Source organism: Comamonas sp. SY3 (assembly GCF_041730275.1).
Lineage (GTDB): Bacteria > Pseudomonadota > Gammaproteobacteria > Burkholderiales > Burkholderiaceae_C > Comamonas > Comamonas sediminis.
Genome location: NZ_JBGTYN010000027.1, coordinates 1 through 26,891, shown reverse-complemented (window position 1 = coordinate 26,891; position 26,891 = coordinate 1). Strand labels below are relative to the sequence as shown.

29 protein-coding genes are annotated in these 26,891 nt (G+C 62.8%); 17 read left to right on the top strand and 12 right to left on the bottom strand.

What is annotated here, in order from left to right:
- The 10 genes from ACCQ08_RS22930 (at position 1) to ACCQ08_RS22885 (ending at position 6,860) form a co-directional block, all read left to right on the top strand.
- Complete coding sequence (locus tag ACCQ08_RS22930; protein ID WP_373451096.1) at positions 1-1,809, top strand: hypothetical protein; 1,809 nt, start codon at positions 1-3, stop codon at positions 1,807-1,809.
- Positions 1,810-1,976: 167 nt separating this feature from the next.
- Positions 1,977-2,312, top strand: coding sequence for a hypothetical protein (locus ACCQ08_RS22925; protein ID WP_373451095.1), 336 nt, complete (start codon positions 1,977-1,979; stop codon positions 2,310-2,312).
- Positions 2,309-2,815 (top strand): hypothetical protein, encoded by a 507-nt coding sequence (locus tag ACCQ08_RS22920; RefSeq protein WP_373451094.1) that lies wholly within the window; start codon positions 2,309-2,311, stop codon positions 2,813-2,815. The genes ACCQ08_RS22925 and ACCQ08_RS22920 overlap by 4 nt, the downstream gene beginning before the upstream one ends.
- A 49-nt stretch (positions 2,816-2,864) precedes the next feature.
- A complete protein-coding gene (locus ACCQ08_RS22915; RefSeq protein ID WP_373451093.1) occupies positions 2,865-3,335 on the top strand; it encodes a hypothetical protein in 471 nt (156 codons plus the stop codon).
- 5 nt (positions 3,336-3,340) lie between these two features.
- Positions 3,341-4,078 carry a hypothetical protein gene (locus ACCQ08_RS22910; RefSeq protein ID WP_373451092.1) on the top strand — a complete coding sequence of 246 codons (738 nt, stop codon included), beginning with the start codon at positions 3,341-3,343 and terminating at the stop codon, positions 4,076-4,078.
- 560 nt (positions 4,079-4,638) lie between these two features.
- Positions 4,639-4,947 carry a hypothetical protein gene (locus ACCQ08_RS22905; protein WP_373451091.1) on the top strand — a complete coding sequence of 103 codons (309 nt, stop codon included), beginning with the start codon at positions 4,639-4,641 and terminating at the stop codon, positions 4,945-4,947.
- The gene (locus ACCQ08_RS22900; protein ID WP_373451090.1) at positions 4,940-5,260 is read left to right on the top strand and encodes a hypothetical protein; all 321 of its coding nucleotides are present in this window, start codon (positions 4,940-4,942) and stop codon (positions 5,258-5,260) included. Before ACCQ08_RS22905 ends, ACCQ08_RS22900 begins: the two co-directional genes overlap by 8 nt.
- A gap of 54 nt (positions 5,261-5,314) precedes the next feature.
- Positions 5,315-5,698, top strand: coding sequence for a holin (locus ACCQ08_RS22895; RefSeq protein ID WP_373451089.1), 384 nt, complete (start codon positions 5,315-5,317; stop codon positions 5,696-5,698).
- On the top strand, positions 5,695-6,327 hold the full coding sequence (locus ACCQ08_RS22890; protein ID WP_373451088.1) for a lysozyme: 633 nt from the start codon (positions 5,695-5,697) through the stop codon (positions 6,325-6,327). Before ACCQ08_RS22895 ends, ACCQ08_RS22890 begins: the two co-directional genes overlap by 4 nt.
- On the top strand, positions 6,324-6,860 hold the full coding sequence (locus ACCQ08_RS22885) for a hypothetical protein (protein WP_373451087.1): 537 nt from the start codon (positions 6,324-6,326) through the stop codon (positions 6,858-6,860). The genes ACCQ08_RS22890 and ACCQ08_RS22885 overlap by 4 nt, the downstream gene beginning before the upstream one ends.
- Before the next feature lie 236 nt (positions 6,861-7,096).
- Here ACCQ08_RS22885 and ACCQ08_RS22880 read toward each other — a convergent pair whose 3' ends face one another.
- The 4 genes from ACCQ08_RS22880 to ACCQ08_RS22865 form a co-directional block, all read right to left on the bottom strand.
- Positions 7,097-7,321: a hypothetical protein gene (locus ACCQ08_RS22880; RefSeq protein ID WP_313329559.1), complete on the bottom strand. Its 225-nt coding sequence runs from the start codon at positions 7,319-7,321 to the stop codon at positions 7,097-7,099.
- 155 nt (positions 7,322-7,476) lie between these two features.
- Positions 7,477-8,778, bottom strand: coding sequence for a Y-family DNA polymerase (locus tag ACCQ08_RS22875; RefSeq protein ID WP_373451086.1), 1,302 nt, complete (start codon positions 8,776-8,778; stop codon positions 7,477-7,479).
- Between the two features lie 7 nt (positions 8,779-8,785).
- Positions 8,786-9,223 carry a LexA family protein gene (locus tag ACCQ08_RS22870; RefSeq protein WP_373451085.1) on the bottom strand — a complete coding sequence of 146 codons (438 nt, stop codon included), beginning with the start codon at positions 9,221-9,223 and terminating at the stop codon, positions 8,786-8,788.
- Between the two features lie 671 nt (positions 9,224-9,894).
- Positions 9,895-10,392, bottom strand: coding sequence for a zinc-ribbon domain-containing protein (locus tag ACCQ08_RS22865; RefSeq protein WP_373451084.1), 498 nt, complete (start codon positions 10,390-10,392; stop codon positions 9,895-9,897).
- A gap of 845 nt (positions 10,393-11,237) precedes the next feature.
- Between ACCQ08_RS22865 and ACCQ08_RS22860 the strand changes: the two genes are divergently transcribed.
- Both ACCQ08_RS22860 and ACCQ08_RS22855 read left to right on the top strand, forming a co-directional pair.
- Positions 11,238-11,561: an FHA domain-containing protein gene (locus ACCQ08_RS22860; RefSeq protein WP_312417710.1), complete on the top strand. Its 324-nt coding sequence runs from the start codon at positions 11,238-11,240 to the stop codon at positions 11,559-11,561.
- A gap of 154 nt (positions 11,562-11,715) precedes the next feature.
- A complete protein-coding gene (locus ACCQ08_RS22855) occupies positions 11,716-12,201 on the top strand; it encodes an acyl-CoA thioesterase (RefSeq protein WP_239808965.1) in 486 nt (161 codons plus the stop codon).
- 152 nt (positions 12,202-12,353) lie between these two features.
- Here the strand turns inward: ACCQ08_RS22855 and ACCQ08_RS22850 are convergent, their stop codons facing one another.
- From ACCQ08_RS22850 to ybiB, 3 genes are all read right to left on the bottom strand, one after another.
- On the bottom strand, positions 12,354-13,541 hold the full coding sequence (locus ACCQ08_RS22850) for a glycerophosphodiester phosphodiesterase family protein (RefSeq protein ID WP_373451083.1): 1,188 nt from the start codon (positions 13,539-13,541) through the stop codon (positions 12,354-12,356).
- A 71-nt stretch (positions 13,542-13,612) separates the two neighbouring features.
- A complete protein-coding gene (gene cobA, locus ACCQ08_RS22845; protein ID WP_373451082.1) occupies positions 13,613-14,509 on the bottom strand; it encodes a uroporphyrinogen-III C-methyltransferase in 897 nt (298 codons plus the stop codon).
- The gene (ybiB, locus tag ACCQ08_RS22840) at positions 14,502-15,440 is read right to left on the bottom strand and encodes a DNA-binding protein YbiB (protein WP_373451081.1); all 939 of its coding nucleotides are present in this window, start codon (positions 15,438-15,440) and stop codon (positions 14,502-14,504) included. Before ybiB ends, cobA begins: the two co-directional genes overlap by 8 nt.
- 216 nt (positions 15,441-15,656) lie before the next feature.
- Between ybiB and ACCQ08_RS22835 the strand changes: the two genes are divergently transcribed.
- Positions 15,657-16,379, top strand: a complete 723-nt coding sequence (locus ACCQ08_RS22835; RefSeq protein ID WP_373451080.1) for a DUF937 domain-containing protein — start codon at positions 15,657-15,659, stop codon at positions 16,377-16,379.
- A 92-nt stretch (positions 16,380-16,471) separates the two neighbouring features.
- A complete protein-coding gene (gene tsaD / locus ACCQ08_RS22830) occupies positions 16,472-17,542 on the top strand; it encodes a tRNA (adenosine(37)-N6)-threonylcarbamoyltransferase complex transferase subunit TsaD (RefSeq protein WP_373451079.1) in 1,071 nt (356 codons plus the stop codon).
- An 82-nt stretch (positions 17,543-17,624) separates the two neighbouring features.
- On the opposite strand, the gene ACCQ08_RS22825 is transcribed toward tsaD, so the two are convergent.
- The 5 genes from ACCQ08_RS22825 to ACCQ08_RS22805 form a co-directional block, all read right to left on the bottom strand.
- Entirely contained in the window at positions 17,625-17,987 is a 363-nt protein-coding gene (locus tag ACCQ08_RS22825; RefSeq protein WP_239808959.1) for an Hsp20/alpha crystallin family protein, read from the bottom strand.
- Between the two features lie 173 nt (positions 17,988-18,160).
- Positions 18,161-19,390, bottom strand: a complete 1,230-nt coding sequence (mltB, locus tag ACCQ08_RS22820) for a lytic murein transglycosylase B (protein ID WP_312463229.1) — start codon at positions 19,388-19,390, stop codon at positions 18,161-18,163.
- Between the two features lie 6 nt (positions 19,391-19,396).
- On the bottom strand, positions 19,397-21,481 hold the full coding sequence (locus ACCQ08_RS22815; RefSeq protein ID WP_373451078.1) for a DUF3488 and DUF4129 domain-containing transglutaminase family protein: 2,085 nt from the start codon (positions 21,479-21,481) through the stop codon (positions 19,397-19,399).
- Positions 21,482-21,491: 10 nt separating this feature from the next.
- Positions 21,492-22,505 carry a DUF58 domain-containing protein gene (locus tag ACCQ08_RS22810; protein ID WP_239808956.1) on the bottom strand — a complete coding sequence of 338 codons (1,014 nt, stop codon included), beginning with the start codon at positions 22,503-22,505 and terminating at the stop codon, positions 21,492-21,494.
- A gap of 1 nt (position 22,506) precedes the next feature.
- A complete protein-coding gene (locus ACCQ08_RS22805) occupies positions 22,507-23,427 on the bottom strand; it encodes a MoxR family ATPase (protein ID WP_239808955.1) in 921 nt (306 codons plus the stop codon).
- 43 nt (positions 23,428-23,470) lie between these two features.
- Between ACCQ08_RS22805 and ACCQ08_RS22800 the strand changes: the two genes are divergently transcribed.
- The 3 genes from ACCQ08_RS22800 (at position 23,471) to ACCQ08_RS22790 (ending at position 26,636) form a co-directional block, all read left to right on the top strand.
- Positions 23,471-24,424, top strand: coding sequence for a histone deacetylase family protein (locus tag ACCQ08_RS22800; protein ID WP_239808954.1), 954 nt, complete (start codon positions 23,471-23,473; stop codon positions 24,422-24,424).
- 21 nt (positions 24,425-24,445) lie between these two features.
- Positions 24,446-25,225, top strand: a complete 780-nt coding sequence (locus ACCQ08_RS22795) for an enoyl-CoA hydratase (protein ID WP_312463233.1) — start codon at positions 24,446-24,448, stop codon at positions 25,223-25,225.
- A gap of 136 nt (positions 25,226-25,361) precedes the next feature.
- A complete protein-coding gene (locus ACCQ08_RS22790; protein ID WP_239808952.1) occupies positions 25,362-26,636 on the top strand; it encodes a mechanosensitive ion channel family protein in 1,275 nt (424 codons plus the stop codon).
- Positions 26,637-26,891: the final 255 nt, after the last annotated feature.

Sequence of the window (26,891 nt, the reverse complement as noted above, 5' to 3'; positions counted from 1 at the left end):
ATGGCAACCGATGTCAACGGCCCAGCCGAAATAGTCAAGGACAAGTACCTGCAGTCCCTGACGTTTGCCGACAAGGCCTTCAAGCAGGTGGACAACTTCAGCAACGAGCTGGGCAAGAGCGTCTACCAGCCCGCCCAGATCAGCGTGCAGTGGGCAACGCTTGCTGCGCCCAATCTGCCGGCCATCCCCGATGTTCCCGACCTGCCAGCGCTGGAGCTGCAGCTGCCTGCGGACATGCCTGCCACGTTCAACGGTGCCATGCGCGATGTCACGTTCAGTGAATTCAACGTCGCAGCCCCGGTATTGAACTTTGGGGTAGCGCCAACGCTGAACATCGGCCAGGCACCGGCCCTGCCGCAAATGCGCGAAGTGGCCTTGCCAGATGCCCCGGAGGTCATCCTCCCCGAGCTGCCCCAGTTGCTGACCTTGACCACCCATACCTTTGGTGGCGTGAACCTGCACGAGGACTGGCTCGACAAGCTCGATGAGATTCCGGCGCTGTCGGTGCTGCAGCCCGCGCCCTTGAAGTACTCGCCCGGCCAGAAGTACGCTTCGCAGCTGCTCGACGGGCTCAAGGCAACGCTGACAGCACGCATCAATGGGGGCACCGGCCTGTCGCCAGCGGTGGAGCAGCAGATCTGGGACCGCGCGCGCGACCGGGAAACTTATCTGGCGCTGGCCCGAGAGCAGGAGGTGCAGCGCGGCGCCGAGGCGATGGGCTTCCCGCTGCCCAGTGGCGTGATGGCGGGCCAGTTGGCGGACTCGCGCCGGGAATACCACGACAAGCTCTCGGGGCTCAGCCGTGATGTGTCGATCAAGCAAGCTGAGCTGGAGCAGCAGAATGTGCGCGACAGCATCCAGTCGGCCCTGCAGCTGGAATCGGCTCTCATGGATCAGCACTACAAGTGGGAAATGCTGGTGTTTGAGTCCACCAAGGCGGCAGCGGACAATGCCATCGCTATACACAACGCCGCGCTGGAGCACTTCAAGGCGTTGCTGGCCGGCTACCAGGCCTATGCCTCTGCGTACGACACAGTGATCCGCGCCGAGCTGTCTAAGGTGGATGTGTTCAAGGCCCTGCTGACGGCCGAGCAGGTCAAGGCCGACATCAACAAGAGCCTGGTCGACCGCTACAAGGTGGAGATTGAAGGCACTATGGCGGCCGTCGAGATCTACAAGGCCCGCGTGGGCGCAGCCCAGACCCTGGTGGAGCTGGAGCGCACCCGTATCCAAGCTGGCGGCGAGCAGATCAAAGCCTTCGTGGCCACGGTCAATGCCGAGCAGTCCAAGGTCGAACTGCACAAGGCACAGATCAGCGCCGAGGCCACGAAGGTTGATGCCTATGGCCGCATGGTCCAGGCATACACCGCGCGGGTGGGCGCCCAGGCTGAGCGCGCGCGCGTTGAGGTAGCGCGCTACCAAGCGCTCATCTCGGCCAAGGGCCTGGAATGGGATGGCTGGAAAGCCCGGCTGTCTGCCGCTTCGGCCCAGGTGGAAGCCGCGGCCCGGTCTTCCTCGGTGCTGATGGACGGCTACCGGGCGGGTGCATATGCCTCAGAAGCGCAGGCCAACTCGCTGATGGCGCGCTGGCAGGCCGACATCAAGCAGTACGAAGCTGGCAAAGAACTGACGTTCCGGATTCAGAAGGCCAACAGTGACGCGATCACCCACGCCAACGATGCGCGAATCGAGGTCAACAAGGTCCAGCTTGCCACCAGCACGCAGCAAGTGGCCTCGGCTTGGAGCATGGTATCTGCCACGGCCCAGATCTCCGCAAGCTCGCAGGATACCTACGTGCACCAGTCGTAAATCGCGTACCCCGTATAGGGTTCGACGTTCAGGGCCGGGCGCTTGACACTGCTTGCATGACAGCCCCGGCACACCTTTGCTACACGATATATCAGGGAGCGACGTTCCGGCGTCGCTTCCGTTGGTGCACCGCGCCATATCCCACCAAGCTCCTAAACGGCAAGCTGGTGCATGCGCAGACCGGCCGGCCTGTTCCCGACACTGACCTGATGCCGGTGGACCTGACGGGCTGCACGGCCCGCACGCAGCTGCGCTCGGACGTGCTTGCGCCTGACGTGTTGCTGGAGCTCACTACTGAAAACGGGCGGATCGATCTCTCGCTGGGCGATGGCCTCGTCGCCTTCCATCTGGACGCAGCGTCTACCGCTAACTTGCCTTATGGCGACAGTCCCCCGGCCCGCTGGTCCACTGCCGTAGGTCAGCTGGAGGTGGTGCACCCAAATGGCGATGTGACGCGCGCGGCCGAGATCTCCTGGAGCCTGAACCCCGAGGGCACGCGATGAACTGCGAAAGCCCTGTTTTGTTCGACCTGCTGCCCGGCGACATCCTGGTGACGCCCGAGCAAAGCCATGTCGTGGTGGACCGGGAAGAAGTCACCCATGTGGTGATCGCACCCGGTGAGCAGGGGCCTCCAGGGCCTGCTGGCCCGCCCGGTGGCGGCGGCGATCAGTACGTGACGCGCACCGCTGGCCAGACCATCAGCGCCAACCGGGTGCTGTATGACCGAGCAGGCCTTGTGTATCCACTGGGCCAAGCCGACGCCGAGAACATTTACGCGATCCTTGGGCTGGCCGTGTCGGCAGGCCAGGCCGGAGCCCAGATTTCAGTGCAGCGCAGCGGCACGGTGACGGACTCGGGCTGGTCCTGGGCCTATGGCCGCGTCTACCTGGGCGCCAACGGGCAGCTGACCCAAACCCCGCCTTCCAGCGGCTTTTCCGTGCTGATCGGCTTTGCAGCCACTGCGACCAGCATCAATCTTTCAATCAACGATCCAATCGAGGTGTGATATGCCACAAGGTTTTTTGGCCCTGGTGGGCGGCAAAGTAAAGCAGATTATGGGCACCGCCACTTCGGCGGGGGCCACAGACGCGGGCAAGATCCCGGCGCTGGACAGTGCGGGCAAGATCGATATGAGCATGATGCCCGCTGGCATCGGCGCCAATACGAAGATCGCGCCGGCGTTCGAGGCCTTGGGTGCGGGCAAATTCGTGAACCTGTTTTCTGATGCGGGCACCCTCAAGGCACGCCTGGCCGACAACTCCAACAACCGGCCGGCCCATGGGTTTGTACTGGCTGCAGTGGCCTCGGCCGCGAATGCGACCATCTATCCGCTGGATGTGGCCAACACGGCGCTGACGGGTTTGACCTTGGGCAACGACTACTGGCTGGGCACGGCGGGCGATGTGACGCTGACCCCGCTGGACGCTACTGACGTTGCCAACGTGAACAAGGTCAACCAGATGCTGGGCACGGCCACGAGCGCGACCGAGCTGCGCACGGACGACTACAGCTACCAGATCCTTTAACGCTCATGGTCCTCCGTAAGCCCCTGGTCCTCAAGGGCGGTATACCGCAGCAGCTGCCTGCCGGGGATGCCGTCGTGGCGCCGACGCGCTTGGTGCCGGTGCGCATGGCCGATGGGGTGACGTTGCGGCAGGTGACAGTGGGAAGCGCCGGGCCAGCCATGGTGGTTTTCGCCAGTGGCGTCAGTGCGGAGGTGGCGGGGGCAAATGCAGCAGTTTGGCTGCTGACACAAGATCCGCCTCTGCCCGTACCGCCTGATCCGGTGGACATATCCGGGAAGCTGGATGTGGATTTCAGCGGGTTCACCGACGGGATAACACCCCAGGTGACAGACCTCTGGCCACTGCGTCGGGGCTCCTCCACTTTCAAGCTGACAGTGCAGGCGTTTCTGACTTGGCTGCTGGGCTCTGCTCGGAACTGGTTGGGGGTGCAGACGTTCTCGGCGGGTGCTGTTATTGGAGAGCAGTCCCCAATCGTCAAGTGCAAGGTGATCGACACCACTATGACCACAAGCACCTCTAACGTTGATGTAGTTGCCCATGGCCTTGCCCAGGCAGACATATTGAGTGTGACGGGTGCAGTTCTATCAACAGCTGGAAACTGGATAGGTGCGAATAGCCTGTATGCCGACTCAAAGTGGACATTTGGCGTCTCCACTACTCATATCCGCGCGCTTGTCGTGGATTCTGGTGGTTCCACAGTCTCAGGCCGCCCGGCGCGTTTTCACATTTTTTACAAGGGATGACCTATGACTACGCCCCTTAAAGCGGTAGCAGCCGGCGGCAATAGCGCAGAGCTGCGCGAGTGGGTTGCGGGAGACGTTCTTCCAATAGGACTAGGCGGAACAGGCGTGGTAGCAGCCACGCTGGCTCAGCTTCGCGCTGGTATTGGTCTTGGTTCTGCTGCGGTCGCAGCAATCGTGGGCACGGTGTCCCAGTCTGGCGGAGTGCCGACAGGCGCGATTATTCAGCGTGGTAGCAATGCGAGTGGGGAGTTTGTACGGTTTGCAGATGGAACGCAGATTTGCTGGAAAACGCAAACTGTGAACACGGCAATTTCCAACAGTGACGGCGGTTCTGTCCTCTACAGTCCGGCGGTTGACCTTGGCACATATCCAGCAGCATTCTCGGGAACAGCCCCATCTACAACCTTATCTGTCTCAGGTGGTGGAGCTGGAGCGTTTTTGACTAGCAGCTCTATATCTCAGACGCTTACGAGCTGGGGAAGTTATTACCTCACTTCAGGCGCTTCTCGAATTGCAGCCAACTATTACATCTCGTGTGTTGCGATAGGACGGTGGTTCTAATGAAAATCAATCTCTCACCCCAGGTCCGCGCCGACTCGCTGGAAGTGATCAAGAATGGCGACAAGCTCACCATCAATGGCGAGCCGTTCGACTTCACGCCTATTACCGAAGGTGGCGTTCTGCCGGCGGCGGCCGTGGACTGCGAATTCGTCATCGGCGATGTGCGCCGCCAGGGTGGCGAGTTGCAGCTGACCCTGCTGCTGCCCATTGCCTGGGACGCGCCCGAGAGCTGCGCATTCCCGCAGCCGATCCTCAACCCTGCAGATGGCCGCCTGCCGCTGCCTACCGACGAGGTGCCCAATGCCTAATATCGACTGGGAACAGCTCAAGACGGCCGAGCAGATCGCCGACGAAGAGCGCCGCGCTCGCGTGCCCGCCGAGATCAGCCGGGCACAGGGCAGGGCGATCCTGGGCTTGCGCGATCTGACGGCCGGTGTCGAAGCCTACTTTGCATCGATCACTGACAAGGAAGAAGCCATGTGGGCCGACCTGGCCTGGAACCACACCAGCACCTGGCGCCGTTTTGATTCTCCCTTCCTGCAGGGCGCCGCCCGGGCGCTGGGCCTGAGCGAGGAAGATCTGGACGAAATGTTCATCGCTGCCGCGCAGATCGTTATCTGATCCTCCCCCGCGTAGGGTTCGACGCAGGAGGCTGGTCACGGGATCATGCGATCTATGCCCAACCAAATCCACGACTCCACATCTGATGTGGCAACCCCATGGCTGCAAGCGCTGGGCGCCAAGCTCAACGTTTACGCAGCGTGGTTTCTAAGCTTGTTCGGCACCATGACGCTGGATAAGCTGGTTGCTCTGTCTGGTCTCGTGCTGGGTGTGGCCGGCTACCTGATGAACCGGCACTACCGCCGCAAAGAAGACCGCCGCCAAGCGCTGCGGGCCAAGCGCGACGACGAGCAGGCTCGGCGCCTGCACATCAGCTGGGTGATGGATATGCGCTCCAAGCATTCGGAGTCGTACCTGGTGCAGCAACTGGGCGAGAACTGGGCAGACTTCATCAAGCTGCCGCCCAGCGGCGACACGGATCTGGGGGCGCTGTCATGAGCAGGATCCCAGACGCATTGCGCAATGGCCTCATGGCCCTGGCAATCCTGACGGCCGGCGCTGGCGGCTACGTGGTCGCAGAGCGTGACAAAGCTGCAGCCAAGGCCATGGCCGACCAGAGCCAGTACATCCAGGCTGTGGCAGCTGATGTTGGCACATCCCAGGCGGTCAAGATCGCCATGGTGATGGGCAGCTACTACGAGAGCAGCTACCGCCACATTGGCACACCCTACGTGGACAAGCTGGGCAAGGGCCAGCCGCTGACCGTCTGCAACGGCATAACGGGCCGCGCCGTGGTGGCTGGTCGGTACTACACGCCAGCCGACTGCTACACCCTGGAGCGCAGCCGCTACCTGGCGGCCGAGCGCACTGCCATGGGTATGTTCCGCCTCTGGACCACCTACACCCCGCTACAGCAAGCAGTGTTCATCGACTTCATCCACAACAAGGGCGAGGGTGCGTTGTACACCTCGACCCTGCTGCGCAAGGCGAATGCCGGGGATGTGATCGGCGCATGCCGTGAGAATCCGCGCTGGAACCGTGGCACGGTCAATGGCGTGTCAGTGGTGCTGCCTGGGCTGCAGGCCCGGGGCGATGCCAACGGCGAGATCTGCGAGGCAGGCTTATGACCCTGCAGATCAAACTTATCTTGGCCGCCGTCATCACCGCGCTGGCCTTCTCCGCCGGCTGGGTTGTCAAAGGCTGGCAGGCCAGCAAGACCATCGCCGAGCTGCGCACTGAGCAGGCCCAGGGCGCGGCCACCCGCGCTAAAGCCGCCCGCACCGAAGAAACCCAAAGCGCGATCAAGGAGAGCAAGCATGCCCAAGACACGATCTACAACGCCGACCGCCTGGCGAACCTCAAGACTGGCATTGATGTTGATGTGCGCGCTGAGCTTGCCCGCGCTGAGCGCCTGCACCGCGACACCGACAGCCGAAGTGCCACTTATCGTGCGCAAGCCCAGGCCGACGCCGCTGCCCGCAGCGATCTTGCAGATAAAGCCGCAGCCCTCGACCGCCAGCTTGCAGAAGGCCTCGGCGTGGTCGCAAGCCTCGGAGGCGACCTTAAGCGACGGGATGCCGAAGTAGCCACGCTGTGCGACCAGGTGAACATCGAGCGCCGGCTGAGTGGTGACGATAGCGACCAGGCCTGCAGCCGCTAGGTTGACAAAACGCCGAATTTGCAGGGTTGGTTGGTTGACAAATCGCGGTTTTTGCAGGTTTGGCCAAAACCATCAGTGTGCACAGAATCGCAAACCGGCACTGTCGAGTCTTACTCGACACCCCTGATGTTGATTTTCGTGGCCTACGTTGTAGGTGGAAAAAATCAACATCGGTAGTTGCTACACGCCGGCAACAGACCCTGAAAGCTGGACTTAAATGCCCAGGCCCAGCCAAACTAGATTTCCAGATCCTGCAGAACCCAGGCCTTCACCTGCTGGTATGGATCCATCCGGGGCATGTCCAGGAGGTGCGGCTGGTCAGCCTGCAGGTACTCGAAAAACAGGTGAATCTGCTTGCCCGAGTTGTAGTAGGGAAACCATCCGTCATTGAGATCGCGCATGTTCTTGCGCCACTGGCGCCACAGCGCGACAACGGTCTTTTCGCGGTCAGAAAGGGACATCTGGCTCGAGGCTCCTATAGAGGCGCTGGAGTTCAGCAGGGGTCATGGGAGGCGGTGGTGTGACCTGCCTCAGTTTTATGAGCACCACCTGCTGGTCCTGGGAGGGGAGCTTATCAGGCGGGCATGTCCAAAAATCAAACTGCTGGTTCTGCATATCAGCACCTTGCAATGGGAATCTCGTCGATGTTGGTGGTGTAGCGGGGCGTGCGCCGCTCCTGACGCATGCGCCATCCCGCTTCATCCTGGGAGGCAAAGCCCGTGCTGGCAACGTGCACCGTGCCTTTTCCGAAGCGGCCATTAACCCGATCCATGGCCTCCATGAGGCGGCTTTGATCCCGGCCAACGTCCGCGGCGGCAAGCAGGTCGTGCTGCTCATGGCGGCTTTCGGCAAGGTCCATCAGCATCACGCCGGCCTTGGCCAGGCGAAAGCCCGGCTGGTAGATGGAGTGCATGCCGCCCAGCGCGGCGCGCACCAGGGCTTTTGTGTCGGAGGTGGGGGGGACGAGTTGGGTGGTGGTCTGCCCGTAGAACCTCGGCCCTGGCCGGAAGGGTGAGGTATGGGCGAAGACGTGCAGGGCGCCGGCGCGCAGATCCTGCTTGCGCAGCTTCTCGGCCGCGCGCGTGGCGAACTCGCTGACGGCTTCGAGCAGGGGCTCGAGCTCATTGATGCCATGGCCAAAGCTGCGCGTGCACGCAATCTGCTTCTTGGGCGGCGGTGCCAGTTCCATCGGAATGCAGCTGATGCCCTGCAGCTCGCGGACGGTGCGCTCGAGCACGACTCCCCAGTTGCTGCGCACCATGGGCCCCGGCATGCGGGAGACATCGAGGGCGGTGACGACGCCGCGCTCTGCCAGCTGCACAGCGATCCGCCGGCCGATACCCCAGACATCGCCAGCCATGGTCCGGCGTAGCACATCCTCGCGCATGGCGGGCGGCATCTCTTGCCAGTTGCAAACCCGGGCGAGCTCAGCCGGGTAGCTGCCGGGCTTGCGCTCTGAATCTTTGGCCACATGGTTGCACAGCTTGGCCAGGGTCTTGGTAGGGGCTAGGCCGACACAGCAGGGTATGCCAACCCATTGCAGGATGCGTGCACGCACTGACCACGCCCGGCGGGTCAGATCGCGCACACCGGCCAGGTCGCCGATAAAGGATTCGTCGATGGAGTAGATTTCCTGCCTGGGCCCCAGGCCGGCGGCCAAGGTCATCATGCGGTCGCTCATGTCGCCGTACAGCTCGAAGTTGGCCGACAGGCAGACCAACCCCTTGAGCTCGACCAGGTGCTGCAGTTGGAAGAAGGGCTGGCCCATCTTGACGCCCAAGGCTTTGGCCTCATCCGATCGGGCGATGGCGCAGCCGTCGTTGTTGCTGAGCACCACCACCGGCAGGCCCTGCAGGCTCGGACGGAATACCCGCTCGCAGCTCACATAGAAGTTGTTGCCGTCGATGAGTGCATACATGGCTGCCTCACGCGAAGATCTTGATGCAGCTGGTGACCACGCCCCAGATCTCCAGGCTCTGGCCTTCCTTGGGTGTGATGTCCGGGTAGGTGGGGTTGCCGGCTTTCAGCTTGACCATGCCTGCGGCCTTGAACAGCTTCTTGACCGTGAACTCGCCTTCGATGACGGCCACGACTATGCACCCATGGCGGGCCTGCAGCGCCCGGTCGACCGCCACCAGGTCGCCATCATCAATGCCGAACTCGCGCATGGACGGACCAGCCACGCGCAGCAGATAGGTGGCCTGTGGGTGCTTTACGAGCAGGGCGCCTATGTCCAGCCGGGTGACTGCGAAATCCTCAGCTGGCGATGGGAAGCCAGCGCGCACAGACGCTTCAGCCCGCAGGATTGAGAGCGGGGCAGCGGACACCAAGATCGGTGCGTTGGGCTGAAAAGTACTGTGCATGCATACAGTATATGCGAAACGATGAACTGCCCCATTTCCGTTTGCAGGATGGCATGATCTGCGCCCTGCAAGGTCTGCAAAGTTAGGGCGATTTCGCTGGAACGAACATCGTTAGAGTCGCATGAAACCGTGCTTAAAAAAGTTGCAAATGTTCCAACGATTCACGGCAAAACCCTCATGGATGCTATGTTGTTGTACTAGATTGTGATTCCTGTTGTCGTGGGTTCGAGCCCCATCAGCCACCCCAAATTGAAACCCTTGCAAGTGAACAACCTGCAAGGGTTTTTCAATTTCTGGTCGTCACCTGCTTCTGTAGGTTAGAACAAACTGATCTTCTCCGATGTGCAGGAAGACGTGAAAGGCCAGGGGCTGAGCGATGCTGCAAGCGCCCCTCAGCACGTTTGCTGCTATTGCGCTGAACGGGCTGAAAGGCCTGCAGGATAGGAGTCATGCACAGCCCAGCACCGGCTGGAGAGAGTGATTGCTACCGTCTTGCATGAACCGCCGCAGGCTTGGCTTTACAACAGCGAAGGATGTCGGTCGCTTCTCGACAAGCGATGGGGACTCCAACAGGTGAGCATCGAGCGCCCATTGAACCGCGGCGACCATGATGAGGAATGCTCCGGCCCACAAAAAACCGCCCGGAGGCGGTTTGCTTGGAGATTCGGACGTCAGAAGATCGTTTTGCCATCGACTGACAGCGAGGTCATTTTCTTTTGGGAGTGGCTGACCTTGCACACTGCGGGTACGCCCACCTCAAGCCCCAAGCCATTGCGCAGGCGTGTCAGCTTTGTTTGTGGTCCCCACACAAAAACATATTCATCACCTGAGCCAACGTTGGACACCATGGGGACCTTGGCTTTCTCTGGATCTTTAGACACCTGCTTTATCGCATGTTCGCACAGAAATATGGCTTGGGTGGCGTTGAACTCGCGCGGGGTATTGCTCGTTTTGCCACCGCCCATGCAACTGATCGCGACAAGGAGAACGAGTGTTCCGTAGAGGATGTACTTGTATGTCGACGTTTTTCTGACGGACTCTGCCGCCAGAGGGGCTACCGTTGCGGATGGAGCGGGTGGGTTGCCCGCCACGGGCGCTCCACAATGAGGACAGCTGGACGCCTGGTCGCTAATCTGTTTGCCGCATTCCTTACAGTTAATCAGTGCCATGTCATCCTGCCTCTTTTTTCCTGAACGGGTCGTAATCGTCACGAGATGCCGTGCGTCCAACCTGAAGATTGTAGGAGGTGGCATGAAAGCGCTTGGTCGAATCACCAAAAGGAAAACAGCTTGGAGGCGGTTGGGGGGCAACTATTTTTGCGATTGAGAGCGATTGGCAGGCATCTACATCACCAGCGTTCAAATAACAGCTACGGGGAGCTCCATGTTATTCACGCCACTCCCCACATAGAGACAAGCGCTTGAAATCCTTTGCAAAACCTTCGCCCATGGAGCCTGCTTGGAGCGGGATGAGAAGCAAGGCGTTCTTTGCAGTCAGGCTGCAGCTATTCGACAAGGAATACAACGCAGCGGACCGCGCCCTAGACTGCGCTTTTCCCTGGCGCGTCTTGCTGGTGTGTCCGATGTTTGGCGAGCGATACGCCTGCCCAAGCAGCAACGGGGCAGATGGCATGGTGCCCAGCGGGGTGCACAGCATGGCCTTGTGTTTTTCAGCTCCAGGTGCTTGGGACACGCTCCCGAGTGCTGCCGACGCATGATGGGTTGCCGCAGCTGCTTCCCTCCATCAAAGCGTGTTTTATGTCAGTCAGTGTGTCCTACTGTCCGGCATTGTCCTGACCAGCCAGCAAGCCTGCCTGCCTGCATCCGTTGGAACAGCGGGCGTCTTCCATTAATAGATAAAATTGATGCACCGTGTATTCCCTAGGTTTTCTTTCTATCAATCCAGGTTGTAATTTATTATCAATCTATTTTAATAAATCGATTGATAATTTGTTGATGCTGCAGCGATAGATTGCGGTACTGACCGGGCACCGGTCGGACGAAGGAGGTGGAATATGCTGCCGGAAGTCCTGATCTTCATCACGCACAGGGTCGTGCTTCATTCGCTGATCCTGGAGAGCGGGTACACCACATTTGGCCGAGGTGCCGGCAACGCCATTTGCCTGGATAACCCGGCTGTCAGCCGGGATCACGGCGCTTTCCACTACCGTGCCGGTGTTCTGTCCGTCGTCGACCACCACAGCACGAACGGCATCTTCGTCAATGGCATGCGGACGCGCCGCAAGGTGCTCTACACGGGGGACTATGTGCTCGTAGGCTGCTACAAGGTCTTTGTCAAACATGGCTCGGAACAGCCCCGCAATGCCTTTGCCGGGTGAGGGATGGATGGGTGAAGGGCTATGGCCAGCGCACAAGCCGGCCCAAGCCTGTCCCGCTAGGCCGTCGCAGCCGGGAATGCGGCATGTCCGAGCGGAACCAGGGGCTTGCCCGGGCGGCTCCCCGCCGTCTGGCGCGATGCCTACAATCGGCTCCATGCGTTTACCCCACCACCAACTCACGATGACGGTGCTGATGTCTCCGGACATGGCTAATTTTTCTGGCAATGTGCATGGCGGCGCCATTTTGCGCGAGCTCGACAATGTGGCTTACTCCTGTGCGAGCCGCTATGCCGGGCGTTACGTGGTGACCCTGAGTGTGGACCAGGTGATGTTCCTGGAGCCCATCCATGTGGGTGAACTGGTGTCGTTCTACGCCAGCGTCAACTACACCGGAACCTCGTCGATGGAGATCGGCATCAAGGTGGTGGCGGAGAACATCCGCGAACGCAGCGTGCGCCATGTCAACAGCTGCTTTTTCACGATGGTGGCGGTGGACGACCAGCGCAAGCCGGTGCCGGTGCCGCCGTTGCAGCCGGAGACGGCGGATGAAAAACGCCGCTGGGAAGCGGCGTTGACGCGCAAGGAACTGCGCAAGGAGTTGGCGCGCCGCTTTGCGCAGACGACGCGGCAGACGAGCTGAGTGTGGCTGGGTAGCGATTTGCGTCGCCTGATTTTGCTGCATGGCGCAGCAAGATTCAGGCCCATAGAAAAAGGCAAGGTCTTCACCTTGCCTTTCTTCGTAGGTGGTGCCCTAGCGTCGGCACCTAGCTGATCTTGGCGTTGGCTGCCTGATTAGCGTGCCTTGTTGGCATCGCTGGGGCTGTCGCTGAACACGCCATCCACACCCACTTCGTAGAACAGCTTGTACTCTGCCGCCACCTTGCCCTTGAAGTCGCTGGCCAGCAAGGTCACATCGTTGCGGTATTCCCAGGGGTGGACGAAGAGCTTGGCCGCATGGGCGAGGGTGACCAGGTTGGTCGGCGGCATCATCTCGCGGTCACGGTAGTCCCACTTGCCGTCGTTGTTCAGGTCGTCGGGCTGCTTGTCACCATTCTTGTCCAGGTAGCGTGCGGAGATGACGTAAGGCTTCCACGGCGAAATGCCATTGGCATAGGTCTTGATCTGCGCCAGGCCGTCGGCGGTCACCATCTGGGCATAGGTGGTAGAGGTGCCGGCCAGCGTGAAGTCATAGGGTTGGGCATAGGGTGGCGACAGGGTGATGCTGCCATCAGATGCGAGCTCCGGATGGCCATTGATCATCTGTACCAGGCGAACCTGGGTTTTGGCGCGCAAGGCCTTCAGGTGGGCCACTTCCAAAGAGCGCACCATCACTGGCGCCGTTTCCTGGGTGTAGCCCGCTGCGGTGAAGGCTGCCAGCAGCTTGTCTTCCATCGCCAGGCCCTGCTGGCTGTGATAGGTCGGGTTCAGGGTCTGCAGATACAGGCCGACGGTCTTGCGCTGGCGCTTAACGTAAGCGATCACATCATTGAGCGACAGAATGCGGCCGGTGTTGGCATTGACCGGCGGCGTGCTGGAGCCATTCAGCTTGGCGCGCAGGCTTTGCAGTTCCACCAACGTGAAATCAGAGGCAAACCAGCCTTCGTGGCGCTGTCCATCGATCATTCGCAAGGTCTTGCGGCTCGCGTAGACGCTGCGGCTGGAGACGTCGGTGATCTCGGTAATGTCCGGCGAGGCCAGCGCTACCAGCTCGCCATCCTTGCTCATGACCAGGTCCACAGCGATGAAGTTGGCATCCTGCGCGATGGCGGCATCGAAGCTCTCGGCCGTATTGGCGGCCTTGCCATCGATGCTGCTGAGCGAAAAGCTTTGCGGTGCTTTGCCGTCGAGCGTGGGGTAGGGTTTGGGATTGGGGTTGGTGCCACCATCGCCATCGCCCGGACCCAGCTCGGTCTTGCAAGCGGTCAGTGCGGTAATGGCTAGTGCAGCGGCGCACAGGCGCCAGGTGCGTTGTCTTTGCATATCGTCAGTGCTCCTCGTTTTATGGATTGAACCTGGAGAAACAATCTGTGCATATGTAAAGATTGATTACTCTACGCTATGGATGCTTGGTCTTCCACGGTTGCCTGGCTATCGTATCCGCAAATCTCGGAGAAATCTCGGCTGGCTATCGCCTCGTTGTTACGGATTGCCTGCGCTGCCAAAGCCACGCATTGCACCACATCGCCGACGACGATGATGCTGGGGCTGGCCAGTTTTTCGCGGGCCATGGTGGCAGGCAAATGGGCCAGGTCGGTGATCGCATGGCGCTGCTCGGGCAGGCTGGCGTGCTGCACGATGGCGACCGGCGTATCGGCAGGCAAGCCACTGCCCAGGCCCTGGCTGATGGCCTCGGCACTGGCCACACCCATGTAGATCACCAGGGTCAGGCGCGCATCATGTGCGGTGCGGGCCAGTTGCGCCCAATCGGGGCCTTGTCCGCCCGGCTTGGCATGGCCGGTGATGAACACCACGCCCCGTGCATGGTCACGGTGGGTCAGCGGTGCGCCCAGGCTGGTCAGCGCAGCGAGCCCGGCTGTCACGCCGTTGATGATGCGCGGCTCGATGCCATGGGCGCGCAAGAACTCCACTTCTTCGCCGCCCCGGCCAAAGATGAACGGGTCACCCCCTTTGAGCCGCACCACATTCTCGCCAGCCTGCACCTCTTGCAGCATCAGGCGCTGGATAAATGCCTGGGGCGTACTTTGGCAGCCGCCGCGCTTGCCTACGTGAACGATGCGTGCGCTCTCGGGAGCCCATTGCAGCACGGCTTCGTTGACGAGGTCGTCCACCAGCAGCACGGTGGCACGTTGCAGCGCTTTGGCGGCAGCAATGGTCAGCAGGTCCGGGTCACCCGGGCCGGCACCGACCAGGGTGCACTGACCCTGACCGGGCGTTGGGGCATCGGCGGGGGGGCGCGCAGTAGGAGTGGGCAGGCTGCTGTCAGTCATGGTGGAGACCTTGGGACGCGGGTAGTGTTTGTTGGGCGATGGCCAGCACATGTTCCACTTGCTGGGCCAAGGCGGCGGGCACCGGCAACTGGCCGGCCAGAACGGCCTCGGTGTAGCGGGCGGTGGTGTCCGCATCGCGCTCGCTGGGCAGCCCCGGCACCTGGCCATCGGTGCCACTGCTGCGCGCTTGCAGCAGCTGGTGCTGGCCGGCGACAAAGCCATCGTACTGCGGGGTGCGGCGCGGGTCGGCGCAGACTTCGCCTTCCAGTCCGCGCGAGAGCAGCGCATGGGTCTGCAGCTCGGCCAGCGTGGCCTGCAGCATCGTCAGGTATTCGGGGTGGGTATAGCTGCCCAGCAAAACCGCAGGGCTCTGCAGGGGCTGCAGCAGCTTCGCAATGCTGTGGCCGGGGTTGCGCAGGCCAATGATCTGGCGCACCGCCAGCAGTTTGGCGAGCGCGGGCAGCAAGGTGGCCGTATGCACCAAGGCCACTTCGGATGGGGCGATCGCCCCGACCCCATCGCGGACTGTCAGCCCCAGCCGCTCGAACACCGCAAAGGCCGTGATGCGGCTCGCCTCGGTCTGCATGCCGTGAACCAGCACGGGCAGGCCTTCGCGTGCCAGCAGCAGGGCCAGCAGCGGAGTCAACGTGGGCAAGCGGCGCGCACCGTTATAGCTGGGCACTACCACGGTGGGCAGCGCTGCGCTGCTGTGGAAGCGGGCAATACGTGCATGCACGGCATCCCAGAGGCCGCACATCTCCTCGGCGGTTTCGCCTTTGATGCGCATCGCAATGCAAAAGGCGCCGATTTCATAATCGCTGACCCGGCCATCGAGTATCTGCGCCATCGCATCGCTGGCTTCGAGACGGCTGAGGGCCTTGGCGCCGCGTGCGCCGCGCCCGATTTCCTTGATGTAGTGCTGTATGGCCATGGCATTGAAAAATACGTGTGCCCATTATTTTAGGTTTTATATATACGTAAGTAATAAGGAAAATCAGCCCATCCGGCATCTCGGGTATGCAGGCCGGCAGCGGTGAAGCGGCCTTGGTTAACGAAGATTTGCGCCACTGCGTATTGCACTGCCATGCTGAACGTCTACCATCTGCAGTCTGTGCCACGCCCGCCTGGGCTTATGAAAGGAAAGAACATGTCCGCAACTCCCTCGATGGTCGATGAGCTCCTCGCGCAACTGCAAGGGGCTCCCATCCAGCAGATGGCCCAAAGCCTGGGTCAGAGCGAGGCCCAGACCGAGCAGGCCGTGCAGGCGGCCGTACCGATGATGCTGGGCGCCCTGGGCAACAACGCGCAAAGCGCAGATGGTGCGAGCGCCTTGTTTGAAGCGCTGCAGCGCGATCACGGCGCGGCCGGCGGCGCAGGCGCGGGCCCTGATCTGGGAGGGCTGCTCGGATCGCTGTTGGGCGGTGGCGGCGGCGCGCAGAGCGGTGGTCTGGGCGGCATGCTCGGCAGCGTTCTGGGCGGCGCGCTCGGCGGCGGAGCACCTGCCGGTGCGGGTGCCGCATCGCCTGCAGCGATGGACGGCGCCAGCATTCTGGGCCATATCTTTGGCGGCCAGCAAGACCAGGCATCGGCCAGCCTGGGCCAGGCCACAGGCCTGGGCGCCAATGCCGGCAACCTGCTCAAAATGCTGGCCCCGCTGGTGATGTCCTTCCTGGCGCAGCGCGTGATGTCGGGCGGCCTCAACTCGTCGCAATTGGGCAATGCGCTCGGCCAGGAAAAAGACCAGGTGCAGCAGCAGGGTGGCCTGGGCGGCGGCCTGCTGGGCTCGCTGCTGGACCAGAATGGCGACGGCAAGCTCGATGTCAGCGACCTGATGAAAATCGGTGGCTCGCTGCTGGGCGGCAAGCGCTGAGCCATCCGCCCCCGCGCCAAACCCTGGCAGCCCGCCAGGGTAGACCGGTCCCCGGGGGCACAACCGGCCGGGAGCGCCTACACTTTGGCCTCATGAGTGAGTTGATTTTGGGGATCGAATCCTCCTGTGATGAAACCGGCGTGGCCCTGGTGCGCACCCGTGGCCCCGGCACCGTGCCCGAGCTGCTGAGCCATGCGCTCTACAGCCAGATCGAGATGCACCGTGCCTATGGTGGTGTAGTGCCCGAGCTGGCCAGCCGCGACCATATCCGCCGGGTATTGCCGCTGACGCAAAAAGTGCTCGATGACGCGGGCTGTACGCTCGCGCAGATCGATGCGATTGCCTTTACCCGGGGCCCGGGGTTGGCCGGTGCGCTGCTGGTCGGATCCGGGGTGGCCTGCGCGATGGCCGCCGCGCTGGACAAGCCCGTGCTGGGCGTGCACCACCTCGAAGGCCATCTGCTGTCCCCTTTCCTGAGCGAAGACCCGCCCGAATTCCCGTTTGTGGCCTTGCTGGTTTCTGGGGGCCATACGCAGCTGATGCGGGTGGATGGTGTGGGCCAGTACCAGATTCTGGGCGAGACCATTGACGACGCGGCAGGCGAGGCCTTTGACAAATCCGCCAAGCTGCTGGGATTGCCGTACCCGGGCGGGCCGGAGCTGTCCCGTCTGGCGCAGGGCGGTGATGCCGAGGCGTTCAAGCTGCCGCGCCCGCTGCTGCACAGTGGCGATCTGGATTTCTCCTTTGCCGGGCTGAAGACGGCGGTGCTGACCCAGGCCAAGAAGCTGGGCGATGGCCTGGAGGCGCGCAAGGCGGACCTGGCCGCATCCACGCAGGCGGCCATTGTCGATGTGCTGGTGAAAAAGACCTTGAATGCACTGAAAGAAACCGGCATGAAGCGCGTGGTGGTCGCTGGCGGTGTGGGTGCCAACCGGCTGCTGCGCGAGCAGCTCAACGATGCCTGCCGCAAGCGCGGCATCCGGGTGCACTATCCCGAGCTGCATCTGTGCACTGACAACGGCGCGATGATTGCAATGGCGGCTGCGATGCGCATCGAAGCGGGGCAGCAGCAGGCTGAAAAGGTCTATGCATTCGACGTCAAGCCGCGCTGGCCGCTGGATGCGATCGTGCAGCAGCCACCTGCGGCTGCCGCTGCGGTGTAGAGGGTGACCCGCTGGTGATGCAGCGGCACAACGAGCAAAAGGGGCCTGTCAGGGCCCCTTCTGCATGGTGCGGTGTTGGCGTTTATGCAATCGCCAGGGTCTGGGTGCTGGGCTGGTTGGTGCTCAGCACCAGGGTCAGCACGCCGTTTTCCAGGCTGGCTTTGGAGGCTGCGGCATCGATGCTGGCAGGCAGCTTCCAGGCACGTTGCACACTGCGCGGCGCACCTTCAATGCTGGACAGGCGCACGGTCTTGTCTTGCAGCTCGATGCGCAGCTGGTCGCGGGACAGACCGGGCACATCCACGCTGATGCTGAACACCTGGCCATCTTGCTGTACGCGATCTTGCGCATTGGTGGTGGCCTGGAGGAAGCGCTGCAGCGCGGCATCCATCGCGGAAGGGGAGACAGCGTAGGCCGAGCGGTGCATCAGAGGGGTCATGATCATCTTCAATCCTTGTAGAACAGGGCAGCGGGGTTGCTGCTCGATGACTGATAGTTGGATGAAGATGCGGCAATTTCAAGAGAAAATCGCTGCCTTTTATTTTTGCAGCTAAGGCCTTGAAAGCCTGCAGATCACGTCCATATGTGTCGCCCTGCCTGGGCTGGCCAAGCTGGGGATCACGGCGCGCTGAAGTTGGCCGGATCGGGCGTGCGCTGCTGGCGCGCCTTGCTGCGCAGATAGGCCTTGGCGGCGGCTTCGGCCGTGGGGGAGTTGCTCGGTTCGCTGCTGGGTTCAGGCGCGCTGGGCTCGGCATCCGCCGCAGCCGGCGTGCCGTTGCGTGCACGCGCAATGGCCTGGCCCAGCTCCACCACGGACATCGCATAGAAGCTCGAGAGGTTGTAGCGGGTGATGGTGTAGAAGTTGGGCGTACCCACAACGTACTGGGTGGCGGCGCTGGCATTGGGCAGCTCGATCAGTGCGAGCGGGCCATTGTGCTGGTCACCCGGTGCCTGGATGCGCAGGCCCAGTGCGGCCATCTCGGCGGCGCTGAAGCTGGGCTTGATGTCCGGGGCCAGCAAGGTTTCCAGCTGTGCCGGCGTGCTGTTTACCTGCACGTCGTAGTAGGCCGGCATGCCGCGCTGCCAGCCATGGGCGACGAAGTAGTTGGCTACCGAGCCGATCGCATCGGCGGTGCTGCCAAACAGGTTGATCTTGCCATCGCCATCGAAATCGACTGCGTAGTTGGACCAGCTGGTCGGCATGAACTGGGGCATGCCCATCGCGCCGGCGTAGCTGCCGACCGTGTCGAAGGGGTTGCTGTCCGTCAGGTACGCGGTGGCCAGGAACTGCTCGAGCTCACCCCGGAAATACTTGGCGCGGTCGGCCGCGCGCGGGTGGCTTGCGGGATAGTCGAAAGCCAAGGTGGCCAGCGCATCGACCACTGTGAAGTTGCCCATTTGCTGGCCGTAAATGGTCTCGACCCCGATGATGCCGACGATGTACTCGGCCGGCACGCCATAGGTCTGCTCGGCGCGGGCCAGGGTCGCTGCGTTCTCGTTCCAGAAGCGCAGGCCCGCGCGGATGCGGATCGGCTCGACAAAGCGGCTGCGGTAGCCGCGCCAGTTCTTGACACCGGCTGGCCCGGTGCGCGGCGTCATCAGGCGCTGCACCGTGGCGTTGAAGCGGGCTTGCTGGATGCTGGCACGCAGCCAGGCCTCATCGATATGGCGGCGCTCGGCCACCTCGCGGACAAAAGCCTCGGCCTCGGGCCGGTTGCCATAGCTGGATGCAGCGGGGGCGGAATCAGCGCTGCGGGCCTTGTTGCTGGTGTTTTTTTGCGCGTAGGCGCCCGTTGCGCACAGGCCGGCGCACAGCACGGCCACGGTGGTCTGAAGAATTCGGTGCATGGGGTTTTATACCTTGTTTGCCCGGGCCCGCAGGCGGGACCAGGGCAGAAGTCGTAATTGTTTGCGAAGCGCCGCCAGCTCGGCCTTGGGTGCAGGCTGGCCGGTCGCATGTGCATAGCGCTGCCGCTCCATGGCCTTGAGCCATTGGCCAAACGCAGGGGCCAGCTCGGGCGCCTGGGCGTGCACCAAGCGTGCCAGCGCGCGGGGCGTAGCGGCGCTGCCTTGTGCGGCCTCTGGCACACCGGCCTGGCGCAGGCGTTTGCGCGCCTCGCCCAGCAGCGCAAGCCAGGGGTCCACGCGCCTGCGCTGGTACTGCAGGGCCAGCACCACGATCATCGCCGCCGCCAGTACCAGGGCACCCAGAATGCGCACCAGGTCCATCCAGTCGGGGCTGGATAGGCCCAGCTTGCTGAGCATGTCCATCTGCTCGCGCTGGGTGTAGTTCAGCACCCACTGGTTCCAGCTGTTGTTGACGGCTTCCCAGACCGCGCGCATGCGCTGCAACCCATTGATGGTGGCGGCATTGCTGACGCTGATGCCCATGAAGTTGGGCGTGTTCAGGCGTTGTGCGGCGCCGATGCGGCCGGGGCTGACCGAGCCCGTCGGGTCAAAGCGCACCCAGCCCTGTTCCTCGCCCAGCCACACCTCCGCCCAGGCATGGGCATCGGCCTGGCGCACCGTCCAGTAGCCGTCCACGCTGTTGGCTTCGCCCCCCTGGTAGCCGGTCACAATGCGCGCCGGCACGCCGGCACTGCGCAGCGCAATCACAAAGGCGGCCGAAATATGCTCGCAAAAGCCCTCTTTGCGGTCAAACCAGAACTCGTCAGCTGCCTGGCCGGTGTAGACGCCGGGATCCAAGGTGTAGGTATAGCCGCCACTGCGCAGCTGCTGCTGCAGGCGCTGTACCAGTTGCGCGCTGCGGTCGGGGCGCTCGCCGATCTCGGTCACCAGCTGTGCCACCCAGGCCTGGGTGCGCGGGTTGCTGTTGGCCGGCAGCCGGCGGTTGAAGGCCAGCTCGCGGTTGCCGGCCTGCATGCCAAACCGGTAGCGCGTGTGGCTTTCGACCGCAATGCGGGTCACCTCGGTAATGGGACGGTTGCTGAGCCATTGCAGATCGCCGGTGCTGTAGGCACGGCCGCGTGGCAGCACCGGCGCGCTGCCGGTCAGGTCCAAAGTCAGCAACCATGGCTTGTGGTGGGGCTCCAGGGTCAGCTCGTAGCGCAGCGCCTCGCCCTCGGTGCGGATGTCGGCAAACATCCGGTCGTCCGGCGTGCGAAAGCTGGGTGTGGCGCGCCAGGTGCTGCCGTCGAAGTCGGACAGCACCGGCCCGCGCCAGTAGAGCTGGTTGGCGGGGGGCGGCCGGTTTTGCGGCGTGTCGAACTTGACGCGGAACGCGATGCCTTCGTCCTGGGCCAGCGATGCCACCGAGCCGACCGTCATCTCATCGGACAGACCGGTCTTGGCTGCCGGGTTCTGCGGCACGCCCCACAGCGGCGCCATGCGGGGAAAGAAGACAAACAGCGCCAAGGTCAGCGGCGCGCCAATGGCCACCATCTTCAGCGACAGGACGGCGGCGAACTTCAGCGAGGGTTGCCCCACCGGCATATGCGCATGGACCAGCGCGGTGAGCAAGCCCACCAGACCGATCGCAATGGCCAGCGCGGTCAGCAGCGACTGCGAATGCAGAAAGTTGGCGATCAGGGCAAAAAAACCCAGGAAGAAGATGACCATCGCATCGCGCTTGGCGCGCAGCTCCATGGTCTTGAGCGTCAGCAGCATGCTGACCAGGGTGACGCCGGCATCGGCCCCCAGGATGGTGCGGTAGCTGAGCAGGGTCAGCCCGACCACCAGCACCAGCAAGGCCAGCAGCTGCCAGCGGCCCGGCATGGGCTTTTGCAGCAGTGCAATGCGGCCGCGCCAGGCGAGCAGCGCGTAAGCCAGAGCGGAGGCCCACAGTGGCAAGGTGGCGGTGAGCGGCAGCAGTATCCAGCCGACGACGGCCAGCAAAAACAAGGTATCGCGTGCCTCGCGTGGCAGGCGGGACCAGCGGCTGGCGCCTGCAGACGGGGCAGGGTGGAAAGCAGAAGGCATCGTGTTGTTCCTAGGCCAGTGCCAGTGCGCGCAGGCAGGCCTGGCGGTGCTCGGCCCCGCTGTCGGCCGCCTGATCTGCGTGGCCGCTGCCCAGGCGCAACCCGTAGCGCAGCCCTTGCTGGTCGGCCATCACTACCCAGGCCGTCAGCCGCGAAAGCTGGGCTTCCCGCTCTGCCAGGCCGCATTGCTGGGCATCGAGCCACACATCCTGCTGCGCCTGGTGCTGGTTGTCGCGCACGACAAAATGGCCGCTGCCGGTGGCCAGCGATGTGGCCGCCTTCTTCCAGACCACCAGCTTGAGCGGGTCGCCGCGGCGGTAGCTGCGCACCCCGTCGAACTCGCCACTGCTGGCCCGCAGGCTGGCGCTGCTGCCGGCGCCGGCATCGGCCAGGCCCAGTGGCAGCGGGGGTGGGTTGGTCTCGGGGCAGGGGTAGACCAGGGCTTTTTCGGTGGTGCGGAAAACGGTCCACATGCGAAAGACACCGAGCGGAAAACGGGTCTCGACCAGCACCGCAGGCAGGCTGTGGTAGCCGCGCCGCTCGGCGGGCGTGCTCAGTTGCATCGGGGTGGTTGCCTGCGCCGGAGCATCGCTCAGGCTCAGTTCCAGGCCCTGGTACTGGCGTATGCCCAGCGCATAGCGGGCGCGGCGGCTGGGGTTGTGCAGCCGAAGGTCCAGGCGCAGCGCCTGTCCGGCAAACTGTGCCTCGGGCGCGTGCAGCTCCAGCTGCAGCCCCAGCAGATTGCGGTAGCCAATGCCCACGGACACCAGTGCTGCGCCGGTCAGCATGAAGGTCAGCAAAAATCCCAGATTGAGCTGGAAATTGATGCTGGTCACCAGCAGCACCAGCAAGGTGAGCGCCAGCATCCAGCCGGCGCGGGTGGGCAGCAGGTAGAGGTTGCGGCGGCTGACCGCATGGCTGCTGGCGCTGGGCAAATGGGCCAGCCACCACTGGCGCATGCGCTGGCGCAGCCGCTGAAGAGGGCTGTTGCGGGGCTGCCCTGAGGCCGCAGAAGGCGGGTTCACGCTACTGCAGCGCCACGCTGTCCATCATCGCGCGCACCTGCTCGACGGCACTGCGCCCCGATGTGCTGATGGGCACCAGCCGGTGCGCCGTCGTCTGCGGCAGGATGGCCTGCACATCATCGGGCGCCACATAGTCACGGCCCTGGATCAGCGCTTGCGCCTTGGCCGCCCGGATGAGGCCAATGCCCGCGCGCGGTGACAGGCCCTGCACAAACCATTTGCCCGAGCGTGTGGCGGCGATCAGCGCCTGCACGTAGTGGATCAGCGCGTCGCTGGCGCGCACGCTGGTCACTTCCTGCTGCAGGAACTTCAGCTCCACCGCAGAGGTGAGCGCTGGCAACTGGTTGGCGATATCGCGGTGGCCTTGGCCGGCCAGCAGCTGGAACTCGGCCGCCTGGTCGGGGTAGCCCAGCGAGATGCGCATCAGGAAGCGGTCGAGCTGGCTCTCGGGCAGGGCATAGGTGCCCAGCTGGTCGAGCGGGTTCTGGGTGGCGATGACGAAGAAAGGCTGGGGCAGCGGGCGCGTCGCGCCCTCGACCGTCACCTGCTTTTCCTCCATCGCCTCCAGCAACGCGCTTTGCGTCTTGGGGCTGGCGCGGTTGATCTCATCGGCCAGCAAAACCTGGGTGAACACGGGGCCGGGATGAAACACAAAAGCCTGCTGCTCGCGCTCATAGACCGACACGCCGGTCAAGTCGCTGGGCATCAGGTCTGCAGTGAATTGCACCCGTGCAAACTGCAGGCCCAAGGTGCGGGCCAGCGCATGCGAAAGTGTGGTCTTACCCACGCCGGGCACGTCTTCAATCAGCAGATGTCCTCCCGCCAGCAAACAAGTCAGGCAATGCTGAACCTGCGCCGGTTTCCCCACAATCACCGTGTTAAGCTGAGTCAATAATTTTTGTATGGTGTGCTGTGTCTGCATCCCATCACAATAAACGACAAAGGCAGTTAAGGAGACGAAAACTGTGTCCAAGACAGGTTATTTCAGCCACCGTGACTGTTGGCTGCACGACATGGGGCCTGCACACCCGGAATGCGCTGCGCGCCTGGATGCGATTGAAGACCGCCTGCTCATCACCGGTGTGGGGGACGCATTGGAGCGGCGCGATGCGCCCAAGGCCAGCATGTCCGATCTGGAGCTGGGCCATGAGCGCCTGCATATCGCGTCGATACGCGGTTTGTCTGAAATGGCGGCGGACAACCAGGCCATTGGTGGCCCGGAAACCCTGATGCTGGACACCGACACTGCCGTCAACGGCGCCACCTGGAATGCCGCGCTGCGGGCCTGTGGCGCTGCGCTGGCGGCCACCGATGCCGTGATCAGCGGCGAGATGGAAAACGCCTTCTGCGCTGTGCGTCCCCCGGGCCACCATGCCACGCGCAAGCAGGCCATGGGCTTTTGTTTTTTCAACAACGTGGCGGTGGCGGCCAAATACGCGCTGATGCGCCACCAGCTCAAGCGCGTAGCGATAGTCGATTTTGATGTGCACCATGGCAATGGCACCGAAGACATCTGCGCGGGCGACCCGCACATTCTGATGGTGGGCATTTTTCAGCACCCGTTCTACCCGCATTCGGGCGACAAGGACCCGGCGGCCAATATGCTCAATGTGCCGGTGCCGGCCTATACCAAGGGCATGGACATCCGCGAGATTGTGGAGACCTACTGGATTCCACGTCTTGAGGAATTCAAGCCGGAGATGGTCTTCATCAGCGCAGGCTTTGACGCCCACCGCGAAGACGACATGGGCCAGCTGGGCATGGTCGAGGCCGACTACGCCTGGATCACCCACCGCGTGAAAGACATTGCGCGGCGCTTCAGCAAGGGCCGCATCGTCTCCTGCCTGGAGGGCGGCTATGTGATGGCGCCGCTCGCAGCCAGCGTAGAAGCCCATATCCGCGTGCTCGCCGATCTGTAAACACCTTCTGAGGACCTGGCAATGACGGACAGCAACTTGCTTGTGCAGACCCGCGATGCGCGCGGCGTGGTGACCTTGTGCATGAACGATGGGGCGCGCTTCAATGCGCTGGGTGATGAGATGCTCGCTGCGTTGCGCGCAGCCCTGGCCGCCATTGCGCAGGATGCATCGGTGCGCGTGGTGGTGCTGGCCGCGCAGGGCCGGGCCTTTTGCGCCGGCCACAATCTCAAGGACATGGCAGCCCACCCCGACCGCGCCTGGTACCAGGACCTGTTCAACCGCTGCAGCCAGGTGATGATGGCGATCCAGAAGCTGCCGGTACCCGTCATTGCGCGGGTGCAGGGCATGGCGACGGCCGCCGGCTGCCAACTGGTGGCGCAATGTGATCTGGCCGTTGCCAGCAGCGAGGCCAGCTTTGCCACCAGCGGCATCCAGTACGGCCTGTTCTGCGCCACGCCCAGCGTGCCCTTGGTGCGCAACATGCCCATCAAGCAGGCGATGGAAATGCTGCTGACCGGTGAATTCATCAGCGCCGAGCAGGCGCTGGCCCAGGGCCTGGTCAACCGGGTGGCCGCGCCCGAGCAGCTCGATGCGGAGCTGGAAACGCTCGTCGCTGCCATCGTCAGCAAGCCCGCTGCCGCCGTGCGCATGGGCAAGGCCCTGGTCTACCAGCAGCGGGAGCTGGGCATGGAGGCCGCCTACCAGGTGGCCAGCCAGTGCATGGCCGCCAACATGATGGACGGCAACGCGCAGGAAGGCGCGCAGGCCTTTGCGCAAAAGCGCAAGCCGGTCTGGTCCTAGTCCCAGGCCACACCCCGCCGCGCGTCTGTGGACGTGTGCCGCTCCTACAAGCGGCACTGCACCATCGGTGATACGGTACGGAACCAGCATATGCTTGCGCGTATGCTTTTTCTTTTGGACCCGATAAGGCTGGCGCATGGATATCTTTGATCGTTTGAGAGTGGACTTTGAGCAGTCCAGCACCTGGCAGGAGCTGGCGGTTTTGGTGATATGCCTGGGCCTGGCCTGGCTCCTCAGCCGCAGCTTTTACCGCCACCGTGAGGTGGGCAAGCCGTCGGTATGGTTTGGCAAAACGGCCTGGGGCGGGGCGCTGTTCCCGCTGCTGGCACTGCTGCTGACGGCTGCTGCGCGCATGCTGGTGGAGCACTACCAACCAGTGTTTCTGCTGCGGCTGGCGGTGCAGATTCTGCTGTCGCTGGCGGTCATCCGCCTGGTCGCCCGGGTGCTGGCCAAGACCTTTCCCAACTCCACCGTGGTGCGCCTGATTGAGCGGATCTTCTCGTGGCTGGCCTGGGGCGTGGCGGTGCTGGGGATTCTGGGTGTGCTGCCGCAGGTGATGGCGCAGCTCGATGCGGTGCAGTTCGCCTTTGGCAAGACGTCGATCTCGGTGCTGGAGCTGTTCCAGGGGGCGATATCGGTGGGCATGGTGATGCTGGTGGTACTGTGGATTTCAACCACCTTTGAGCAACGCGTGATCGACGACATGGTCAAGGACCTGTCGATGCGCAAGATGGCTGTCAATCTCACACGCATGCTGCTGATCACCATTGGCTTGCTGGTGGCGCTGTCCCTCGTTGGCGTCGATCTGACGGCGCTGTCGGTGCTGGGCGGTGCTTTCGGTGTCGGCCTGGGTTTTGGCATGCAGAAAATTGCCTCCAACTATGTCAGCGGTTTTTTGGTGCTGATCGAGCGGGCCTTGCGCATTGGCGACAACGTGCGCGTCGATGGCTTCGAAGGCCGCATCACCGACATTCGCACCCGCTACACCGTCATCCGCGCCTCCAACGGGCGCGAGTCGATTGTCCCCAATGAGACCTTGATCACGCAGCGCGTGGAAAACCTCACCGATGCCGACCAGAAGTTCAACCTGACCACCCAGATCGTCGTCGGCGCCGACAGTGATGTCGCGCAGGTGCGCGAAGTGCTGACGCGTGCGGCCTTGGCCCAAGCGCGGGTGCTGGCCAAGCCCGAGCCCTCGGTGTTCCTGGTGAATTTCGCCCCTGACGGGCTGGAGTTCAGCCTGAGCTTTTTCATCAACGATCCGATGAACGGGCAGGCCAATGTGAAGTCAGCGGTCAATATCGCCGTGCTTGAGGGCCTGCGTGCGGCGAAGATCGAGATTCCGTTCCCGCAACGTGTTTTGCATATCCAGAACAATAGCGGCGGTGCAATACCTGCCAGCCAGGGCTGATGAACCGCCAACTTGTGCGGAAAATGGAGGCTGGTGCGCAGCGATGCGCCGATAATTGGTCGTTATGAGCCGCTTGGCTACAAAAAAGCACGGTCGTGCATTTTTGTGCGATGATGGCCTGATCCATGCCCATGGCTGCGTGGCAGCGCCCAAGCGCTGCCACTGGCGCAAACCTATTGAACAACTCAGGAGTCGAGGTTTATGAAAGTACTGGTACCCGTCAAACGCGTGGTGGACTACAACGTCAAGGTGCGC

Bases quoted from the DNA above. Each gene is read 5' to 3' on its own strand.
- ACCQ08_RS22835 (WP_373451080.1), top strand. From the start codon at position 15,657: ATGTCCGCAACTCCCTCGATGGTCGATGAGCTCCTCGCGCAACTGCAA.
- ACCQ08_RS22930 (WP_373451096.1), top strand. From the start codon at position 1: ATGGCAACCGATGTCAACGGCCCAGCCGAAATAGTCAAGGACAAGTAC.
- ACCQ08_RS22855 (WP_239808965.1), top strand. From the start codon at position 11,716: ATGCGTTTACCCCACCACCAACTCACGATGACGGTGCTGATGTCTCCG.
- ACCQ08_RS22900 (WP_373451090.1), top strand. From the start codon at position 4,940: ATGCCTAATATCGACTGGGAACAGCTCAAGACGGCCGAGCAGATCGCC.
- ACCQ08_RS22825 (WP_239808959.1), bottom strand. From the start codon at position 17,987: ATGATCATGACCCCTCTGATGCACCGCTCGGCCTACGCTGTCTCCCCT.
- ACCQ08_RS22795 (WP_312463233.1), top strand. From the start codon at position 24,446: ATGACGGACAGCAACTTGCTTGTGCAGACCCGCGATGCGCGCGGCGTG.
- ACCQ08_RS22865 (WP_373451084.1), bottom strand. From the start codon at position 10,392: ATGGCACTGATTAACTGTAAGGAATGCGGCAAACAGATTAGCGACCAG.
- ACCQ08_RS22805 (WP_239808955.1), bottom strand. From the start codon at position 23,427: ATGCAGACACAGCACACCATACAAAAATTATTGACTCAGCTTAACACG.
- ACCQ08_RS22895 (WP_373451089.1), top strand. From the start codon at position 5,315: ATGCCCAACCAAATCCACGACTCCACATCTGATGTGGCAACCCCATGG.
- ACCQ08_RS22920 (WP_373451094.1), top strand. From the start codon at position 2,309: ATGAACTGCGAAAGCCCTGTTTTGTTCGACCTGCTGCCCGGCGACATC.
- ACCQ08_RS22905 (WP_373451091.1), top strand. From the start codon at position 4,639: ATGAAAATCAATCTCTCACCCCAGGTCCGCGCCGACTCGCTGGAAGTG.
- ACCQ08_RS22910 (WP_373451092.1), top strand. From the start codon at position 3,341: ATGGTCCTCCGTAAGCCCCTGGTCCTCAAGGGCGGTATACCGCAGCAG.
- ACCQ08_RS22790 (WP_239808952.1), top strand. From the start codon at position 25,362: ATGGATATCTTTGATCGTTTGAGAGTGGACTTTGAGCAGTCCAGCACC.
- ACCQ08_RS22850 (WP_373451083.1), bottom strand. From the start codon at position 13,541: ATGCAAAGACAACGCACCTGGCGCCTGTGCGCCGCTGCACTAGCCATT.
- ACCQ08_RS22890 (WP_373451088.1), top strand. From the start codon at position 5,695: ATGAGCAGGATCCCAGACGCATTGCGCAATGGCCTCATGGCCCTGGCA.
- ybiB (WP_373451081.1), bottom strand. From the start codon at position 15,440: ATGGCCATACAGCACTACATCAAGGAAATCGGGCGCGGCGCACGCGGC.
- ACCQ08_RS22880 (WP_313329559.1), bottom strand. From the start codon at position 7,321: ATGTCCCTTTCTGACCGCGAAAAGACCGTTGTCGCGCTGTGGCGCCAG.
- ACCQ08_RS22815 (WP_373451078.1), bottom strand. From the start codon at position 21,481: ATGCCTTCTGCTTTCCACCCTGCCCCGTCTGCAGGCGCCAGCCGCTGG.
- mltB (WP_312463229.1), bottom strand. From the start codon at position 19,390: ATGCACCGAATTCTTCAGACCACCGTGGCCGTGCTGTGCGCCGGCCTG.
- ACCQ08_RS22915 (WP_373451093.1), top strand. From the start codon at position 2,865: ATGGGCACCGCCACTTCGGCGGGGGCCACAGACGCGGGCAAGATCCCG.
- tsaD (WP_373451079.1), top strand. From the start codon at position 16,472: ATGAGTGAGTTGATTTTGGGGATCGAATCCTCCTGTGATGAAACCGGC.
- cobA (WP_373451082.1), bottom strand. From the start codon at position 14,509: ATGACTGACAGCAGCCTGCCCACTCCTACTGCGCGCCCCCCCGCCGAT.
- ACCQ08_RS22870 (WP_373451085.1), bottom strand. From the start codon at position 9,223: ATGCACAGTACTTTTCAGCCCAACGCACCGATCTTGGTGTCCGCTGCC.
- ACCQ08_RS22885 (WP_373451087.1), top strand. From the start codon at position 6,324: ATGACCCTGCAGATCAAACTTATCTTGGCCGCCGTCATCACCGCGCTG.
- ACCQ08_RS22875 (WP_373451086.1), bottom strand. From the start codon at position 8,778: ATGTATGCACTCATCGACGGCAACAACTTCTATGTGAGCTGCGAGCGG.
- ACCQ08_RS22860 (WP_312417710.1), top strand. From the start codon at position 11,238: ATGCTGCCGGAAGTCCTGATCTTCATCACGCACAGGGTCGTGCTTCAT.